19 protein-coding genes are annotated in these 16,066 nt (G+C 67.7%); 7 read left to right on the forward strand and 12 right to left on the reverse strand.

The window, feature by feature from the left end; all coding sequences use genetic code 11:
* Positions 1-27: 27 nt before the first annotated feature.
* From BLR51_RS07100 to atpD, 9 genes are read right to left on the reverse strand one after another with little or no spacing between them, the layout of a single operon-like run.
* Positions 28-837 carry a F0F1 ATP synthase subunit gamma gene (locus BLR51_RS07100; protein WP_089845669.1) on the reverse strand — a complete coding sequence of 270 codons (810 nt, stop codon included), beginning with the start codon at positions 835-837 and terminating at the stop codon, positions 28-30.
* Positions 830-2,329: a F0F1 ATP synthase subunit alpha gene (locus BLR51_RS07105; protein ID WP_089845389.1), complete on the reverse strand. Its 1,500-nt coding sequence runs from the start codon at positions 2,327-2,329 to the stop codon at positions 830-832. The genes BLR51_RS07100 and BLR51_RS07105 overlap by 8 nt, the downstream gene beginning before the upstream one ends.
* Complete coding sequence (locus BLR51_RS07110; protein WP_089845391.1) at positions 2,319-3,068, reverse strand: F0F1 ATP synthase subunit B family protein; 750 nt, start codon at positions 3,066-3,068, stop codon at positions 2,319-2,321. Before BLR51_RS07110 ends, BLR51_RS07105 begins: the two co-directional genes overlap by 11 nt.
* Positions 3,065-3,319, reverse strand: a complete 255-nt coding sequence (locus BLR51_RS07115) for a F0F1 ATP synthase subunit C (protein ID WP_207543582.1) — start codon at positions 3,317-3,319, stop codon at positions 3,065-3,067. The genes BLR51_RS07110 and BLR51_RS07115 overlap by 4 nt, the downstream gene beginning before the upstream one ends.
* Positions 3,320-4,000 (reverse strand): F0F1 ATP synthase subunit A, encoded by a 681-nt coding sequence (locus BLR51_RS07120; protein WP_089845393.1) that lies wholly within the window; start codon positions 3,998-4,000, stop codon positions 3,320-3,322.
* A complete protein-coding gene (locus tag BLR51_RS07125) occupies positions 4,000-4,266 on the reverse strand; it encodes an N-ATPase subunit AtpR (RefSeq protein ID WP_089845395.1) in 267 nt (88 codons plus the stop codon). The genes BLR51_RS07120 and BLR51_RS07125 overlap by 1 nt, the downstream gene beginning before the upstream one ends.
* Entirely contained in the window at positions 4,263-4,544 is a 282-nt protein-coding gene (locus BLR51_RS07130; RefSeq protein ID WP_089845397.1) for an AtpZ/AtpI family protein, read from the reverse strand. Before BLR51_RS07130 ends, BLR51_RS07125 begins: the two co-directional genes overlap by 4 nt.
* Entirely contained in the window at positions 4,541-4,948 is a 408-nt protein-coding gene (locus tag BLR51_RS07135; RefSeq protein ID WP_089845673.1) for a F0F1 ATP synthase subunit epsilon, read from the reverse strand. The genes BLR51_RS07130 and BLR51_RS07135 overlap by 4 nt, the downstream gene beginning before the upstream one ends.
* 8 nt (positions 4,949-4,956) lie before the next feature.
* Positions 4,957-6,363: a F0F1 ATP synthase subunit beta gene (gene atpD / locus BLR51_RS07140; protein WP_089845399.1), complete on the reverse strand. Its 1,407-nt coding sequence runs from the start codon at positions 6,361-6,363 to the stop codon at positions 4,957-4,959.
* A gap of 255 nt (positions 6,364-6,618) precedes the next feature.
* Here atpD and BLR51_RS07145 point away from each other — a divergent pair, with 255 nt between their 5' ends.
* A complete protein-coding gene (locus BLR51_RS07145; RefSeq protein ID WP_089845401.1) occupies positions 6,619-7,539 on the forward strand; it encodes an extracellular catalytic domain type 1 short-chain-length polyhydroxyalkanoate depolymerase in 921 nt (306 codons plus the stop codon).
* Positions 7,540-7,824: 285 nt separating this feature from the next.
* Positions 7,825-8,814, forward strand: coding sequence for a TerC family protein (locus BLR51_RS07150; RefSeq protein ID WP_089845403.1), 990 nt, complete (start codon positions 7,825-7,827; stop codon positions 8,812-8,814).
* A gap of 50 nt (positions 8,815-8,864) precedes the next feature.
* On the opposite strand, the gene BLR51_RS07155 is transcribed toward BLR51_RS07150, so the two are convergent.
* The 3 genes from BLR51_RS07155 to BLR51_RS28435 form a co-directional block, all read right to left on the reverse strand.
* Complete coding sequence (locus BLR51_RS07155) at positions 8,865-9,578, reverse strand: GntR family transcriptional regulator (RefSeq protein ID WP_207543583.1); 714 nt, start codon at positions 9,576-9,578, stop codon at positions 8,865-8,867.
* A gap of 25 nt (positions 9,579-9,603) precedes the next feature.
* The gene (locus BLR51_RS07160; protein WP_089845405.1) at positions 9,604-10,344 is read right to left on the reverse strand and encodes a maleate cis-trans isomerase family protein; all 741 of its coding nucleotides are present in this window, start codon (positions 10,342-10,344) and stop codon (positions 9,604-9,606) included.
* Positions 10,345-10,514: 170 nt separating this feature from the next.
* Positions 10,515-10,646: a hypothetical protein gene (locus BLR51_RS28435; RefSeq protein ID WP_278184853.1), complete on the reverse strand. Its 132-nt coding sequence runs from the start codon at positions 10,644-10,646 to the stop codon at positions 10,515-10,517.
* Here BLR51_RS28435 and BLR51_RS07165 point away from each other — a divergent pair.
* The 5 genes from BLR51_RS07165 (at position 10,645) to BLR51_RS07185 (ending at position 16,062) form a co-directional block, all read left to right on the forward strand.
* Positions 10,645-11,688, forward strand: a complete 1,044-nt coding sequence (locus tag BLR51_RS07165) for a TRAP transporter substrate-binding protein (protein WP_089845677.1) — start codon at positions 10,645-10,647, stop codon at positions 11,686-11,688. The genes BLR51_RS28435 and BLR51_RS07165 overlap by 2 nt on opposite strands.
* A gap of 81 nt (positions 11,689-11,769) precedes the next feature.
* Positions 11,770-12,360 carry a TRAP transporter small permease subunit gene (locus BLR51_RS07170; RefSeq protein WP_230795659.1) on the forward strand — a complete coding sequence of 197 codons (591 nt, stop codon included), beginning with the start codon at positions 11,770-11,772 and terminating at the stop codon, positions 12,358-12,360.
* Positions 12,357-13,658: a TRAP transporter large permease gene (locus BLR51_RS07175; protein ID WP_089845407.1), complete on the forward strand. Its 1,302-nt coding sequence runs from the start codon at positions 12,357-12,359 to the stop codon at positions 13,656-13,658. The genes BLR51_RS07170 and BLR51_RS07175 overlap by 4 nt, the downstream gene beginning before the upstream one ends.
* A gap of 2 nt (positions 13,659-13,660) precedes the next feature.
* Positions 13,661-15,121 (forward strand): amidohydrolase family protein, encoded by a 1,461-nt coding sequence (locus tag BLR51_RS07180; protein WP_089845409.1) that lies wholly within the window; start codon positions 13,661-13,663, stop codon positions 15,119-15,121.
* Positions 15,121-16,062: an NAD-dependent epimerase/dehydratase family protein gene (locus tag BLR51_RS07185; RefSeq protein ID WP_089845411.1), complete on the forward strand. Its 942-nt coding sequence runs from the start codon at positions 15,121-15,123 to the stop codon at positions 16,060-16,062. Before BLR51_RS07180 ends, BLR51_RS07185 begins: the two co-directional genes overlap by 1 nt.
* Positions 16,063-16,066: the final 4 nt, after the last annotated feature.

Below are 16,066 nucleotides of genomic sequence, written 5' to 3' on the forward strand. Positions count from 1 at the left end.
GGTCCGCGCAACGACACGCGGCAGGCTTTAGCGCCCGGTCTCTGCGCCGGAGGCAATTTCGATGATCTCGGCGGTGATCGCCTCTTGCCGCTGCCTACGGGCAAGCGCGTCCAGCGCGACCAGTTCGGCCTCGATCTGGCGCGAGGCGGCGGACATGGTGGCCATCCGCGCCTCGTTCTCGGCGGCGAAGGCATGCAGGGCCGCCCGGGTCACCGCCGCGTGCAGCTGATCAAGCCCGAGTGCGGCGGCAAGATCGGCGGCAGGCAGGTTGGTAAGCGGCGCGGCACAAGGGGCGCCCCCTTCCGCGCGCGGCGCCGGAAACAGCACGCGGCGGTCGGTCGTGACCTGTCCGCGGGCCCAGACCGCATGAACCACCGACACCGCGCGCAGCACGCTGTCCGCAAACACCGCCGCCAGCAGCCGGTCCGCGAATTTGGGCAGGCTGGCGGATCGCGACGGCATCGCAGCCGACCAGACCGGATGCAGGCCGCGCGCCGTCGCAATCGCCACACCCCGGCTGCCGATCAGGAACAGGTCGGTTTCCGGCGGCACTGCGCCAAGCGCCTCCAGCACGCGGTCGGTAAACCCGCCGACAAAGCCCTGCTCGGCGCAGAACACCACCAGCGCCGGGCGCGCCGTCAGCCTGTCCTCCGCCAGAGCGGGCCCCGCCAGACCCTGCGACACCGCGTCGTGCAGCGTGGCGGCATAGATCTCGACCGCTGCCATCTGCAGGCGGGCGGTGCGGGCGCGGGCGCCCGCGATCCCGGTCATGGCGCGCACCACGCTTCCCAGCTGACGGATGCCGTCGATCCGGGCGAAAAGATCGGCGTCAGACATCGGCGGCGCGCTTGCGCAGCGCGGCAAGCAGCGCCGCCCTGTCCGCACCGTCAAGCGTGCCGGTCGCCGCGATCCTGCGCAGGATCGCGGCGGCACCCGGCTCCAGCGTCGCTGCAAGATGGTTGCGGAAGCTGGCGACCTGTTCGGGCGCGAGCCCGTCCAGCAGCCCCTCCTGCACCGCCATCACCAGCGCCACTTCCTCGTCCAGCCGCATCGGCGCGTGCTGGGGCTGGCGCAGCACCGCGCGCAGCCGGGCCCCCCGCGTCAGCTGTGCCTGCACCCGGGGTTCGATGGTGCCGCCGAAACGGGTGAACACCTCCATTTCCAGAAACTGCGCGTAATCCAGCCGCAGCGATGTCGCGGCGTCGCGCAGCGCGGGCGCCTGCGTCTTGCCCCCCACCCGGCTGACCGACACCCCCACATCGACGGCGGGTTTCTGCCCCTCCTGAAACAGCGCCGCGCCCAGCACGATCTGCCCGTCGGTGATCGAGATCAGGTTGGTGGGGATATAGGCCGAAAGGTTCCCCGCCTCGGTCTGGGCAATCGGCAGGGCGGTGAGCGAGCCGCCGCCCTTGGCCTGCGACAGCTTCGCCGCGCGTTCCAGCAGCCGCGCATGCACGTAGAACACATCGCCCGGATAGGCCTCGCGCCCCGGCGACTGCCGGGTCAGCAGCGCGATTTCGCGGTGGGTGGCCGCGTGTTTGGTCAGGTCATCGATCACGATCAGGGCGTGCTGGCCGCTGTCGCGGAAATGCTCGGCCATGGTCATGCCCGCAAAAGGCGCGATCCATTGCAGGCCCGGCGGGGTCGCGGGCCCGGCCACCACGACGATGCAGCGGTCAAAGGCGGCATGGGTCATCAGCGCATCCACCGCCCGGCGCACGGCAGAGGTTTTCTGCCCCACGGCGACATAGACGCAGATCAGGTCGCTGTCGCGCTGTGCGATGATGGTATCAAGAGCCAGCGTCGTCTTGCCGGTGGCCGGATCCCCGATGATCAGTTCGCGCTGCCCCCGCCCCAAGGCGAAAAGCGTATCGACCACCAGCACCCCGGTCTGCACCGGATGGACCACCAGATCCCGCTCGATGATGCCGGGGGCCTCGCGTTCGACCGGCAGGCTTGCCTCGGCCACCACCGGCCCGCGCCCGTCCAGCGGACGGCCCAGCGGATCGACGATGCGGCCCAGCAGGCCGGGGCCGACCGGCACGCGGACCACATCCCCCGTGCCCCGCACGGCATCCCCGGCCTGTGGCGCCGCTGCGGCCTCCAGCAGCACGCAGCCGATCCGGTCGGGTTCCAGCACCTGCGCAAAGCCGACTGCGCCGGAGTCAAAGCGCAGCAGTTCGTCAAGGCGCACCTGCGGCAGGCCGGAGATCATCGCCACACCATCGGCAATCTCCTCGACCCGGCCCCGGTGTTCGGCGGCGGGGCCCAGACCGGTGGCCTGCACGCGCGCGGTGGCCTCTGTCAGCCAGTGGGCCTCATGCGGCATCGGACAGACCATCCGTTTCGCCAAGCGCTGCCGCGATCCGGGCCAGATCGGCCCGCCACGAATTGCGCAGGCTGAAATGCGGCGCGTGCAGTTCCAGCCCCGCGATCAGCGCAGGATCGGTGCGCAGGGCAAAGACCACCGGCGCGCCGAACACGGTGGCAAGTGCGGCCCTGATCCGCTCCTGCGCGGGGATGTCCTGTTCGGTTGCGCTGACCAGTTCCAGATCCTCGGCGGCAAGTGCGGCACGCTCGGGTCCAGAGAGCGCGGCCAGACCCTGCACCAGCCAGCCCAGAAAGGCCGCCTCCGTCGCCGGACCGTCAAGCCGCGCCACAAGCCGACCGGCGATGGTCACCGCAAGCATCTGTGCCTCGTCCATCGCATGGGCCTTCAGCGTTGCGGCGGCGCGGATGCGGGCCGCCTTGGCGGTGTCGTGCAGGGCTTCCGCCTCGGTCCGCGCCTCGGCCAGCAGGGTCTCGCGCGCCGCCGCCGCATCTTGGCGGGCGCGGTCCAGCATCGCGTCACGCTCTGCGGCAAGCCCCGCCCGCGTCGCGGCGATCCCGGCCAGCGCCGCCTCCGCCTCGGCGCGCTTTGCCCCGGCCTCGTCCAGCAGCGTCGCGGCGGCGGCCTGACGCGCGGCGATCATGGCGGCAACCGGCGTCCAGAACAGCCGGTGCAGCAGCCAGACCAGAACCAGCACGTTGACCGCCTGAAATCCCAGCGTCCAGACATCAAAGGTCATGGCATCATCGGATTGGCGAAAAGCAGCAGAAGTGCGACGACAAGGCAGTAGATCGCCGTGGTCTCGATCATGGCGAGCCCCACGAACAGCGTGCGCGAGATGGTGTTGGCGGCTTCGGGCTGCCGGGCGATGGCATCCATCGCGGCGGCAACCGCGCGGCCTTCGGCAAGCGCGGGGCCAAGCGCGCCGAAGGACACCGCAAAGGCGGCGCAGACGATGCTGACGATGCTGACGATGTTCACATATTCCATTCAGATGTCCTTGGGTTCGGGTTGGCCCTTTTCGACGGCGGACGTGATGAACACCATCGACAGCACGGCAAAGATGTAGGCCTGCACGGCGCCGGTCAGCAGATCGAGCACCATGAGCGGGATCGGCACCAGAAGCGCGGCCAGCGATCCGACGATGGCGATGACAAAGACCCCGCTCATCACGTTGCCGAAAAGCCGCACGAACATCGACACGCTGCGGGTCAGGCTTTCCAGCATGTTGAGCGGGATCATCACCGGGTTGGGCCGGGCAAAGCCGCGCAGGAAGCCGCGCAGCCCCCCGCCCCTGATGCCGAAATGGATGATCGCAACAAACACCAGCGCCGCAAGGGCCGCGGGCGTTTCCATGGTGGCGGTGGGCGGGGTGATGCCGGGGATCAGCGAGGCCCAGTTGGCCATCAGGATGAACAGGAACAGCGTGCCGACAAAGGCCCGGTAGGGCGCCGGGGGCGCACCGGTCACGTCGCGGATCTGGCTGTCGACCGTGCCGACCAGCAGTTCCGCAGCGGTCTGCACCCGCGACGGCACAAGCCGCAGGCGGCGGGCCAGCAGGGCGGCCCCCAGCACAAGCAGCGCCATGATGGCCCATGTCACCACGACCGAGGCCATGATCGGCACCGGGCCCAGCATGACCAGCGGCAGCGATTCCAGCGGGCTTTCCATCACGCGGCCCGCCGCATCACGGCATGACGCCCCAGAAGCAGGCCAAGCGCGGCGGCCAGCAGCGGCCCGGCGCCCTGCATCGCGGCCAGGAACAACCCGCCGCCAATCCCGGCCATGCGCAGCAGCACCAGCGCGCCGCCAAGCAGCGGTGCGCCGCGCCGCCCCGACAGCAGCAGCCCGGCACTCTGCCGCACCATGCGGAAATAGATCAGGCCGCCCACGGCACCGCCCGCCAGCCAAAGCCCAAGGATCGCCAGATCGGTCATGCGCTGCCCATCCAGCGCCACGCGCCCCAGCCGCCTAGCCCAAGCCCCACCAGCAGCAGCGGCGCCGTCCAGAACAGATCCGTGCCGAACCGCCCGTCCAGCCAGCGGCCCAAGGCGATGCCGCCCAGCATCGGCGCCACGATGATCCAGCCCAGCACGCCGATCTGCGCCAGACGCCGCCCGACCGAGGCATCGCCATCCCGCAGCCAAGCCGCGCGCCGCGCCTGATGTCTGCGCACTTCGCGAAGCAGCGGGTCAGTGTCCTGCGGGTCGCTCATGCCCCAGCCCCCCTTGGTTTCGGCTGCAGCCGCGCCAGCATCCGCCGCATGGCGGTCAGCTGCAGGCGGGTGGTTTCCACATGCTCGATCCGCTCTTCGTCCAGCTCGGCGCGGAAGCGGGCCAGCACCTCGCGGTCCAGTGTTGCCAGATCGTCGCCCGTCACCGCCTCGCGCGTGGCGATGGCAACGTTGCCCGCGCGCACGGTCAGCGCCCCGCCCCGCACGGCGCAGAACCGGGCGCCCCCCTCGGGCGTGGTCCAGGAGACGACCGAGACCGCAAGCCGGGTCAGGAAATCGGCATGTCCGGGCAGGATCCCGAAGCTGCCGCTGGCATCCATGGCGCGCAGGCTCTGCACCGGCTGGTCGACGATGATCGCAAGCGGGGTCAGGATGCGCAGGGACATGGGGCGGCTCATGGCGCGGCCTGCTCTTTCGCGCGCGCATCGGCGAGCGTGCCCACCATGTAAAGCGAGGTTTCCGCCCATGCGTCCGTCTCACCCTCCAGAATGGCGCGACACCCGGCCAGCGTGTCGGCGCGGGCAACGGACTGGCCCGGCGTGCCGGTAAAGGCTTCGGTCACCGCAAAAGGCTGGCTCAGGAAACGCTGCAGGCGCCGGGCGCGGGTGACGACGCTGCGATCCGCACTGCCCAGTTCATCCACCCCCAGCAGCGAGATGATGTCCTGCAGTTCGGCAAACCGCGCCAGCATCTCGCGCACCTCGCCTGCGGTCCGGTAATGATCCTCTCCCACCACAGCCGGATCCAGCAGAGTGGACGAGGATGCCAGTGGATCAACCGCCGGATAGACCCCCTGCCCCGCCAAGCTGCGGCTCAGCACGATCACGCAGTCCATATGCCCGGAAATCGTGGTCACGGCCGGATCGGTGAAATCGTCGGCAGGCACATAGACCGCCTGAATGGAGGTCACCGCCGCCCCCGCGACCGAGGCGATGCGTTCCTGCAGCCGCGCCACTTCGGTGGCCAGCGTCGGCTGATACCCCACGCGCGAGGGCAGTCGGCCCAGAAGGCTCGACACCTCCGCCCCGGCCTGAACGAAGCGAAACACGTTGTCCATCAGCAGCAGCACGTTCTGGTGTTTCGTGTCGCGGAAATATTCCGAAATGGTCAGCGCGGTCAGCGGCGCGCGCCAGCGCGCGCCGGGGGGTTCGTTCATCTGGCCATAGACCAGCACCGTGCGGGGCAGGACGCCGGATTCCGCCATCTCGGTCAGCAGTTCATGCCCCTCGCGCGACCGCTCGCCGATGCCCGCAAAGACCGAGATGCCCTGATATTTCTCGACCATGGCGTGGATTAGCTCCATCACCAGCACCGTCTTGCCCACGCCCGCGCCGCCGAACATCGCGGCCTTGCCGCCCTGCGCCATGGGGGTCAGCAGGTCGATCACCTTGATGCCCGTCTCGAACAGGTCGGTCGTGGTGGCCTGCGCGGCAAGCGGTGGCGGCGCGGCATGGATCGACCGGCGCGGCGTGGCCGCGGGCAGCGGCTCTCCAAGGTCGCGCACGCCCCCCGTGACATCCAGCAGCCGCCCCAGAACCGCCTCGCCCACCGGCACGGTGACGGGGCCGCCGGTGGCGCGCACGGTGACGCCCCGCGCCAGACCCGCCGTCGCCTGCAGCGCGACCGCCCGCAGCGTGGTCAGGTCAAGGTGCCCCTGAACCTCCAGCGTCAGGGTTTCGGGACGGTCCCATGCGACGGTCAGCGCCTCGTTCAGCGCAGGCAGGGTGCCCGCGTCAAAGCGCACATCGATGACAGCACCCCGCACGGCATGAACCCGCCCTTCGGACAGCACAGCGGGCATGGGGGCTCCTTTCGGCTGATGCTGCGCGCCTGTCGCACAGGGAAGGCCCGAGCCTAGGCTCATGACCAGACCCGCGCACTGATATGCATCAGGGCCGGGCGGGCATGCGGCGGCCCCCGCAGGCAGGACTGCCGCAAGGTAAGATCCGGTTCTGGCATCCGCCGCACTGGTCTTGCTGCATCGCAGCATTACCTTGGATGCAGGGAGGATTACTTGGCGTTGACCCCGAAGGGTGTCGCGACGGAGCCAAATTCAATGCAAAATCAGTCTCTTCCTCAACAATCGGACCTCCGCGATCACCTGACCGTCCTTGACGGATTCGGGACCGATCCCGGCTCGCTGGCGGCAAAGACCTATATCCCGAAGGGCTTTCCGAAAAACGGTCCTCTGGTCGTCGTGCTGCATGGCAGCACCCAGACCGCCGAATCCTATGACGTGGGCTCCGGCTGGTCGGCTCTTGCCGACGAAGCCGGGGTGGCGCTGCTGTTTCCAGAGCAGCGGAAAACCAACAACGCCATCGGCAGCTTCAACTGGTTCAAGTCGCGGCACAACCGGCGCGGCGGCGGCGAACCGCTGTCGATCCGGCAGATGATCCGGCAGGTGGCCAAGGATCACGCCATCGACCCGGCGCGCATCTTCATCACCGGCCTGTCTTCGGGCGGGGCCATGACCTCCGTGATGCTGGCGACCTATCCAGAGGTGTTTGCGGGCGGCGCGATCATCGCCGGGCTCCCCTATCGCAGCGCGGACAGCCTGATGCAGGCGTTTTTCCGCATGAAAGGCTTTGGCAGCCCGTCGGACCGCAAGCTCCACGCGCTGGTCCGCGGCGCCTCGAGATTTACCGGCCGCTGGCCCACGATCTCTGTCTGGCATGGCGGCAGCGACGAGACCGTCGACAGATCCAATGCCGACCGGATCGTCGGGCAGTGGAAAAGGATCCACAAGGTTGCGGAAACCCCGACCCGGATCGAAACGGTCGACGGCGCCGCGCGGCGGATCTGGTGTGATCCGCGCGGGCGGGTGGTGATCGAGGAATACATCATCGAGGATATGGGCCACGGCACCCCGATCTGCGCAAAGGGCGACGAAGGTCTTGGGCAGGAAAGCAAATACATGCTGGATGTCGGCATCTCCTCCACCCGCCACATCGCGAATTTCTGGGGCCTCACGCGCTAAGGCGGCGGAACTGGCCCGGCACCGCATCTCCACCGGGTCCGGTGGTCTTGGGCGGAAGGGGAGGCCGTCGCGTCTTCCCCGAACCACCACGCCTTTGCAAAAATATCCGCTGCGGCGGCTTGCATTCCGGGGCTGCGGGGGCCAGTTTGGCGGCTGCGGGCCGGGCCCCTCTGGCGAGACACTGACGTCTCGTGATGTCGGACCGCATCGAGTGTGCTCGATGTTGTGCCCGGACCGTAAACGCCCCCGCAGACCTCGAGCCCAACTGTTCCGAAGAGGTCTGACGTGGATATCCTCCTAACCCTGTTTCTTGGCCAGCCGCTCTGGATGTGGCTCACCTTCCTCGCGCTTGTGATCGGCCTGCTGGTGCTTGATCTTGGCGTGCTGCACCGCGATGACCATGTCATCGGCGTTGCCGAAAGCCTGCGGACATCGGCCTTCTACATCACCTTGGGCGTCGCCTTCTCGGGCTTTGTCTGGTGGCAGATGGGCACGGAGCCCGCGGCGCAGTATCTGACGGCCTTCGTCGTCGAAAAGACGCTGGCGCTGGACAACATCTTCGTCATCGCGCTGATCTTCGGCTTCTTCGCCATTCCCGCCGCTTACCAGCATCGCGTCCTGTTCTGGGGCATCCTTGGCGTGATCGTGCTGCGCGGCATCATGATCGGGATCGGCGCCACGCTGGTCGAGCAGTATCACTGGATCCTTTACATCTTCGCGGCCTTCCTGATCTTCACCGGGATCAAGATGCTGCGGAGCGGCGAGGAGGAAGAGCACGATCTGGCCACCAACCCGCTCGTGCGCTTTCTCAAGCGGCGGATGCGGGTCACGGACGAGATCCATGGCCATGATTTCGTGGTCAGAAAGACCGATCCGGTCAGCGGCAAGACCCTGCGCTATGCCACGCCGCTGCTGCTGGCGCTGATCGTGATCGAGCTTGCCGATGTGGTCTTTGCCGTGGATTCGGTGCCCGCCGTCTTCACCATCACCACCGATCCCTACATCGTCTATACCTCGAACATCTTCGCCATCCTCGGCCTGCGCGCACTCTATTTTGCGCTGTCGGCAATCCTGCGGCGCTTTGCCTATCTGAAATATGCCCTGTCGGTGCTGCTGGTCTTCATCGGCTCGAAGATCTTCGTGGCCGATCTCATGGGCTGGGAGAAATTCCCGCCGGTCTGGTCGCTGGGCATCACTTTCGCGATCCTCACCGCAGGCGTGGTCTATTCCCTGTGGAAGACCCGCAAGGACGAGGCGCAGACCCCGCCCGCATAGCGCGACAGAGCGGAAGACCCGAGGCTGACCACCACGGATCAAGGCGCGCCCTATCGTTCGGGCGCGCCACTATCCGCAAGCGTCTTCCGCGCCGCCTCAATCATCGCGTCGCAGGTGCGCTGGTTATGCGCCTCCAGCCGGGCGGCAAGATCGAGCGGGGTGCGCGCCCGCAGCGCGATCATGATCTGCTCGTGCTCGGCAAAGGATTCGGCCACGCGCGAGAAATCTTCGTTCACCAGAAAGCGGTAGCGCCAGATCTTCTGCTGCAGCGTCTCGTAGCTTTCACAGAGCAGCGCATTGCCGGAGATGCGGGCCAGCGCCTTGTGGAAGGCGTAATTGAGGCGGGTGTAATCCTCGATCGCGCTGCGCCGGACTGCGGCATCAAGGTCAAGATGCAGCGCTGCCAGCGCATCAAGATCAGCAGGCGTGACCCGCTCCGCCGCCGTCAGGCCAATCAGCCGCTCGAGCGCGCCCTTCAGTTCGAAAATCGGCCCGATCTGTGCCGGGTCCACGGGGGCGACGATGGCGCCACGATTGGGGCGGAGCAGGACGAAGCCCTGCGCCGCAAGCACCTTCAGCGCCTCGCGCAGGGGAGTGCGAGACACGCCGAAACGGCGGCAGAGCTCGGCCTCGGGGATGCGCTGGCCGCTGGCCAGCGGCCCCTCGATCATCAGCTGGCGCAACCGGGCCACGAGGGTCTCGTGCAGCGACATCTGGGTGTCTGCATCCTCGGGTGCCGCCGTCCAGCTCTCCATGTCGGTCATGCCGCCTGTCCCTGCCCTTCTGGTCTCACTTCGCGAACATCATGCCGAAATCGGCGAGCGGCGCCATGTCCACTTCCGCCTCTTTCAGACATCCCCAAAGCGTGAAGGCCACGGAATCAAGCACCGGCAGGCCCAATTCGCGTTCGAGCGCGGCGGCAACAAACGGGCCGCGCATATTGGTACAGAGGATGACGATGGCATCGGGCCGGGCCTCGGCCACCTCGCGGCACATGCGGGCAATCTCGGCCTCATCGACCTCGGCGAAGGAAAAATTGTCCGACCGGTTGCTGTGCCGCTCCGCCACCGTTTCTATGCCGATGTCGGCGTAATTCGCGATGATGCGCGCCTGCACGTCCGGTGTATAGGGCGTCACGAGCCCCAGACGGCGCACGCCGAACGTGCCGAGCAGCCGGTTGAGGCTTTGCACAGCACTGGTGGCCCGGGCGCCGGTGCGTTCGGTCAGCGCCGCGCAGAGCCGCGCATCGCTGTCAAAGCCAAGCCAGCTTGCCGAGGTGCCATTCCAGGCAAGGACATCGACACGCGCATCCGCCAGCAGATCCGCCGCGGCAAGGAAGGGCTCGATCGCGAACTGCTGGTCCGATCCTTCGTCAAGCGCGATCCGAGTGACGCGCAGACGGCCAAAATGCACCGAGACCTGTGGAAACAGCGGCCATGCAAGCGCTGCGGTGAACGGTTCGACCACCGTGTTGGAGGACGGCGTCAGCATGCCGATCAGGGTGGGTCCGGAAGAATCGCGTGTCTGCATTAGAGAGTCCATTTGATGCGTCACTTTGGGGAACTGCATTCATTTTCGGCGACTCCCCTATGGCTTCACCTCTTGGCAAGAATCATCCTGTGGCTGCAACCAGAACTGTGCCTGACCGCAGAAAACGTCAGGATCAGGCTGATTTTTCGCCATATATGGGCGATTTCCGCCTATTTTTTCACCATACCTTCAGCATTTGCAGAAACCTCACGCCCTGACCGGGCTTTTGCATTGATCGCAGCGCGCGGCTTCTGAAAGCCTTCATCCAGAAGATAATGAATACAATCCATGGGGAGCATCATGCGCAAATCTCTTACCGCCGCCCTGATCTCGACCGCTCTGGTCGGTCTTCCGGCCCTCGCGGCCGCTCAGGACACACTCCGCGTCGCGGGCAATTTTTCCCAGAACACCAAGCAGGTCGCCATCGAGCAGGCCTTTTTTGACGGGCTCGGCGAGGCGGCCGGGGTCGAGATCGGGATGAACTACAACCCGATGGACGTGGTGGGGGTAAAGGCCCCCGACGCGCTGCGCCTGCTGCGCAGCGGCGCCTTCGACGTGATGTCGGTGCAGATCGGCATGGCCTCCCGGGATGACCCGTTCTTCGAAGGCATCGACCTGATCGGCGTCGCCACCGACATGGGCGCGCTGCGCACCGTGGTCGAGGCCTATCGCTCCTCCTTCGACCAGCGCCTGCAGGAGAAGTTCAATGCCAAGGCGCTGACGCTCTGGCCGTTCGGGCCGCAGGTGTTCTACTGCAACGAGCCGATCGAGACGCTGGCGGATCTGGCGGGCAAGAAAGTGCGCAGCTTCACGCCCTCCATGTCGGCGATGCTGGAATCGCTCGGCGCCACTCCGGTCACCCTGCAGTTCTCCGAAGTCTATCCGGCGCTGCAGCGGGGCGTGGTCAGCTGCGGCGTGACCTCCCCCACCTCCGGCAATACCGGAAACTGGCCCGAGGTGACGACCCACCAGCTGCCGCTGTCGGTTTCCGGGTCGGTGCAGGGCCATTTCATCAATCTGGACACGTGGAACGGATTCTCCGCCGAGGAGCAGGCCGCGCTTGAGGCGGAATTCCAGACGCTTGAAGACCAGCTCTGGGATCTTGCGGTTTCGGCCAATGAGGATGCGGTGGCCTGCAACACCGGCGCCGACAGCTGCACCGATCACAAGGCCTTCGACATGACGCTGGTCGAGATCGGCGCAGAGGACCGGGACCGGATCAAGGAGGTCGCGGAAACCGTGGTGCTGCCGATGTGGAAGGAAACCTGCAACGCCGTCGATCCCTCCTGTTCGGAGACCTGGAACGAGACAGCCGGTGCCGCCGCAGGCCTCACCATCCGCTAGGCCCGCAGGCCGTCACGGGCTGTTGCGGGGGGCATCGGGCGCCCCCCGCAACAGCCTTTACCCGAACCCGGGAGAGGTTGAATGCCACAGGAAAACAGGGTCGCTCAGGCGCTGACACCCGCCGCGCGGGCGCTTGCGCTGCTGGCGGGATATGCGCTGCTGCTGCTGACCCTCGTCATCACGGTCGAGGTGCTGCTGCGGCGCTTTGCCAATATCTCGCTTCAGGGCAGCGACGAGCTTGGCGGCTATACGCTGGCGATGATCGGTGCTTTCGGCTTTTCGCTGGCCGCGCTGGAGCGGGCGCATACCCGGGTGGAGATTCTGACCGAACGCGCCGGGCCGGGCACCGGGTCCGTGCTCAACCTGCTTGCGACGCTGGGCACGATGCTGATGGCGCTGTTCATGGCGTGGCAGGGCTGGGTCGCGCTTATGGAAAGCGTCGAATTCCGGTCGCTTTCGGGGACGCCGCTGATGACGCCGCTCTGGATGCCGCAGGGCGTCTGGGTGTTCGGGCTTGCGGTCTTTGCGCTGGTCTCGACCGCGCTGTTCCTGCACGCGGCGCTGCTGTTTGCCCGCGACCGTGACAGGCTGAACCGCTTCTACGGCCCCAAGGCGCTGAAGGAAGTCATTGACGAGGAACAGGCCGGGATGACGGCGCGGGGGGCACGATGATCGGACCGGGTGAAGCCCTGCTGGGGTTTTCGATGATGCTGGGGCTCATGCTGATCGGCCTGCCGGTGGCGGTGGCGATGTTCCTGACCGCCTTCATCGGCGCGCTGAGCACGATGGGCTGGCCCATCCTCATGACCTTCGGCAACCAGATCTGGAGCGGGCAGAACGATTTCATCCTAACCGCCATCCCGCTTTTCGTGTTTCTGGGCGAGATCCTCGTGCGGTCCGGCGTGGCAGACGGGCTTTACCGCGCGCTTTCGGACTGGATGGGCCGGCTGCCCGGCGGGCTGCTGCATTCCAATATCGGCGCCAGCGCGTTTTTCGCGGCGGTGTCGGGCTCGTCCGTGGCCACCGCCGCCACCATCGGCAATGTCGCCATCCCGATCCTGTCCGAACGGAAGTATGACGAGCGGCTGACGGCGGGGACCATTGCCGCCGGGGCGACGCTGGGCATCCTCATTCCGCCCTCGATCAACATCATCATCTACGGCTCCATGACCAACACCTCCATCGGTCAGCTCTTTGCGGCGGGGATCGTGCCCGGCATCGCGCTGACGCTGGCCTTCATGGCGCTGATCGCCGCCATCGCGCTGGTGAATCCGGGGGTGGCGGGGCCAAGCCTGCCGCCGCGGCCCATGGCCGAAAAGCTGCGCGCGCTGCTCGACATCCTGCCGCCGCTTGCCATCTTTGCCGTGGTCATGGGGGTGATCTACGGAGGCTGGGCCACGCCCACCGAATCCGCCGCGATTGGCGTCAGCTGCGCCCTGCTGGTGGCGCTTGCCAAGCGCCGGATGACCCTGAGCCTGCTGCACGAGTCGATGATCGCGACCGTGCGCATCTCGGCGATGATCCTGCTCATCATGGTGGGGGCGCATTTCCTCAACTTCGTCATCGGCATGCTGGGCATTCCCCAGACCCTGACCGGGGTCGTGGCCGATCTGGGTGCCGGGCCCATTCAGGTGCTGTTCCTGCTGATCCTGTTCTATCTCGTGCTGGGCTGTTTCATGGAAACCCTGTCGATGATGATCGCCACGCTGCCCGTCGTGTTCCCGCTCGTCGTGCATCTGGGCATTGATCCGGTCTGGTTCGGCATCTTCCTCGTGCTGATGATGGAAACCGGGCTGATCACGCCCCCGATCGGGATGAACCTTTACATCGTGCAGGGTGTCCGAGGCACGGGATCCATTATGGACGTGATCTGGGGATCGATGCCCTTCGTGGCGCTCATGCTTGCCTTCACGGTGCTGCTGATCGCTTGGCCGGGGATGGTGCTCTGGCTGCCGGGCCTGCTGTTCTGACCATGCAGCTTGTCGAGGCCGATTGCGTGATCCCGGATGCGGTGTCGCCGCCGCTTCGGCCCGGTGCCGTGGCGGTGGCGGCGGGGCGGATCGCGGCGCTTGGACCGCCCGCCGCGCTGCGCGCCCGCTTTCCGGACGCGGCCCGCACCGAGCTTGGCGACGCGATCCTGCTGCCGGGCTTCGTCAACGCCCATCAGCACGGGCGCGGGCTGAGCCAGATCCAGCTGGGCTATCCCGATGATGCGCTGGAGCCATGGATCGCGCGGCGGCGCGGGCGCGGCACCCCGGATCCCTATCTGCTGACCCGCCACGCCGCCGAACAGATGCTGCGCCACGGCGTGACCGCCACCCTGCACGCCAATTACAGCTACGCCACCGGCGATTACGAGGCCGAACTGCGCGGGGTGCTGCGCGCCTATGACGAGACCGGGCTGCGCGCCACGGTCTGTGTGGGATATGCCGATCAGGGCGGGCTGGTCTATCCCCCGGCGGACGAGGCGCGCTTTCGCGCCGCGCTGTCGCCGGGGGCGCAGGCCCTGCTGGCGGCGGCGCGTCCCGCCTATCTGCCGCTTGACCACACGCTGGATCTGATGGACCAACTCCGCGCCGACTACGCGGATCATCCGACCATCACGCTGGCCTATGGTCCCGCCGGGCCGCAATGGGTCAGCGACGCGGGCTGGCGGGCCATCGCACGGCACGCGGCACGCAGCGGCATTGGCATCCATTTCCATCTGCTCGAATCCCCCGCGCAGCGCGCCACGGCGGACAGGCTTTATGCGGGTCAGGTTCTGGCGCATCTGCAGCGGCTCGGCCTGTTCGAGACCGCCGTCAGCGCCGCGCATTTCACTCAGGCCCGGGCAGAGGATCTGCACGAGGCCCTGCGGCTGGGGCTGGTCGTGGTCAGCAATCCCGGCGCCAACATGCGGCTTTTCAACGGCGCGCCGCCGCTGGCCGCATGGCGCGAGGCGGGGCTGCCGGTGGCGCTTGGCACCGACAATTGCGCGCTGGACGACAGCGAGGATTACCTGTCGGAACTCCGGCTCGGCGGGTTGCTGGCCAGAGGCACCGCGCCGCAGGATCCGGGTGCCGCAAACCGCCTGACCCTTGCCATGGGCACGGAAACCGGCGCCCGGGCGATCTTTCAGCCCGGCTGCGGGCGGATCGCGCCGGGGCTCTGCGCGGATCTGGTGGCGATCGATCCCCGCCGGGCGCGCGGCGTCTGGCTTGATCCCGACTGCGACCCGCTTGATCTGGTGATCAGCCGCTGCACCGGGGCCGATACGGTCATGACCATGGTCGCGGGCGTGATCCGCCACCGCGCGGGCAGCCCCCGGCCCGGGCCGGAGGGGCTCGCCCGCATGGCCGCCGCCGCCCGGCAGGCCGGACCCGGGGCGCAGACCCATGCCGAGGAGATCGCGCAGGCGCTGCGCGCACACATTCCCGGAGGAGAGGAGGTCTGATGCATGTGCTCGTGACAGGGGCGGCGGGCTTTGTGGGGGCGGCGATCTGCGCCGACCTCTCCGCCCGCGGCGTGCCCGTGCTGGCTCTTGACCGGCACCCGCCCCGGCAGATCCTGCCCGGAATGACCGCCGTCACCGCCGATCTGCGTGACCCCGTGGCCCTTGCCGCCGCGCTGCGCGGGCGGGGGCTGACCCATGCGATTCATGCCGCAGCCCTTACCCCCGATGCCGCGCGCGAGACGGCAGAGCCCGACCTGATCCTCGAGATCAACCTGCTGGGGGCGGTGCGGCTCCTGCAGGCGGCGGCAGCCTGCGGAGTCGGACGGCTGCTGCAGATCTCCTCCATCGCGGTCTATGGCACCGCAGCACCCGAGCCTGACGGGCGCTATCACGAGGATCGCAGCCGCCCCGCGCCGCAAAGCCTTTACGGCATCAGCAAGCTCGCCGCAGAGATGAGCCTGCAGCGGCTCGCCGCCCCGCTTGGCGTCGCGCTGTCGGTGCTGCGGCTTGGCCCGATCTTCGGGCCCTTCGAACAGGCTTCCGACAGCCGACAGGTGACGAGCCCGCATCACCAGATCCTCATGGCGGCGCGGGCGGGCCAGCCCGTGACCCTGCCCCGCGCGGTGCCCGCCGACTGGTGCTATTCCCGTGACGCCGCCGCCGCCATCGCGGATCTGGCGCTGCATCCCGGGCCGCTGCCGGATCTGCTGCATGTGGGGGCGGGCCGCATCACCGACCTGCCCGCATGGTGCGCGGCCCTTGCCCCGCACCTGCCCGGGCTGCGCTGGCAGGTCGATGCCGCGGCACCGTCCATCCGCTACGGCTATGACCGCGACCGGCCCGCGCTTGCCACGGACCGGCTCGCCACGTTTGTGCCCCGCCGCCCGACCCCCCTGCCCGAGGCCGCCGCCGACTGGCTGCAGCATCTCGCAGCCCCCTGACCCC

This window comes from Salipiger marinus (assembly GCF_900100085.1).
Taxonomy (GTDB): Bacteria; Pseudomonadota; Alphaproteobacteria; order Rhodobacterales; family Rhodobacteraceae; genus Salipiger; species Salipiger marinus.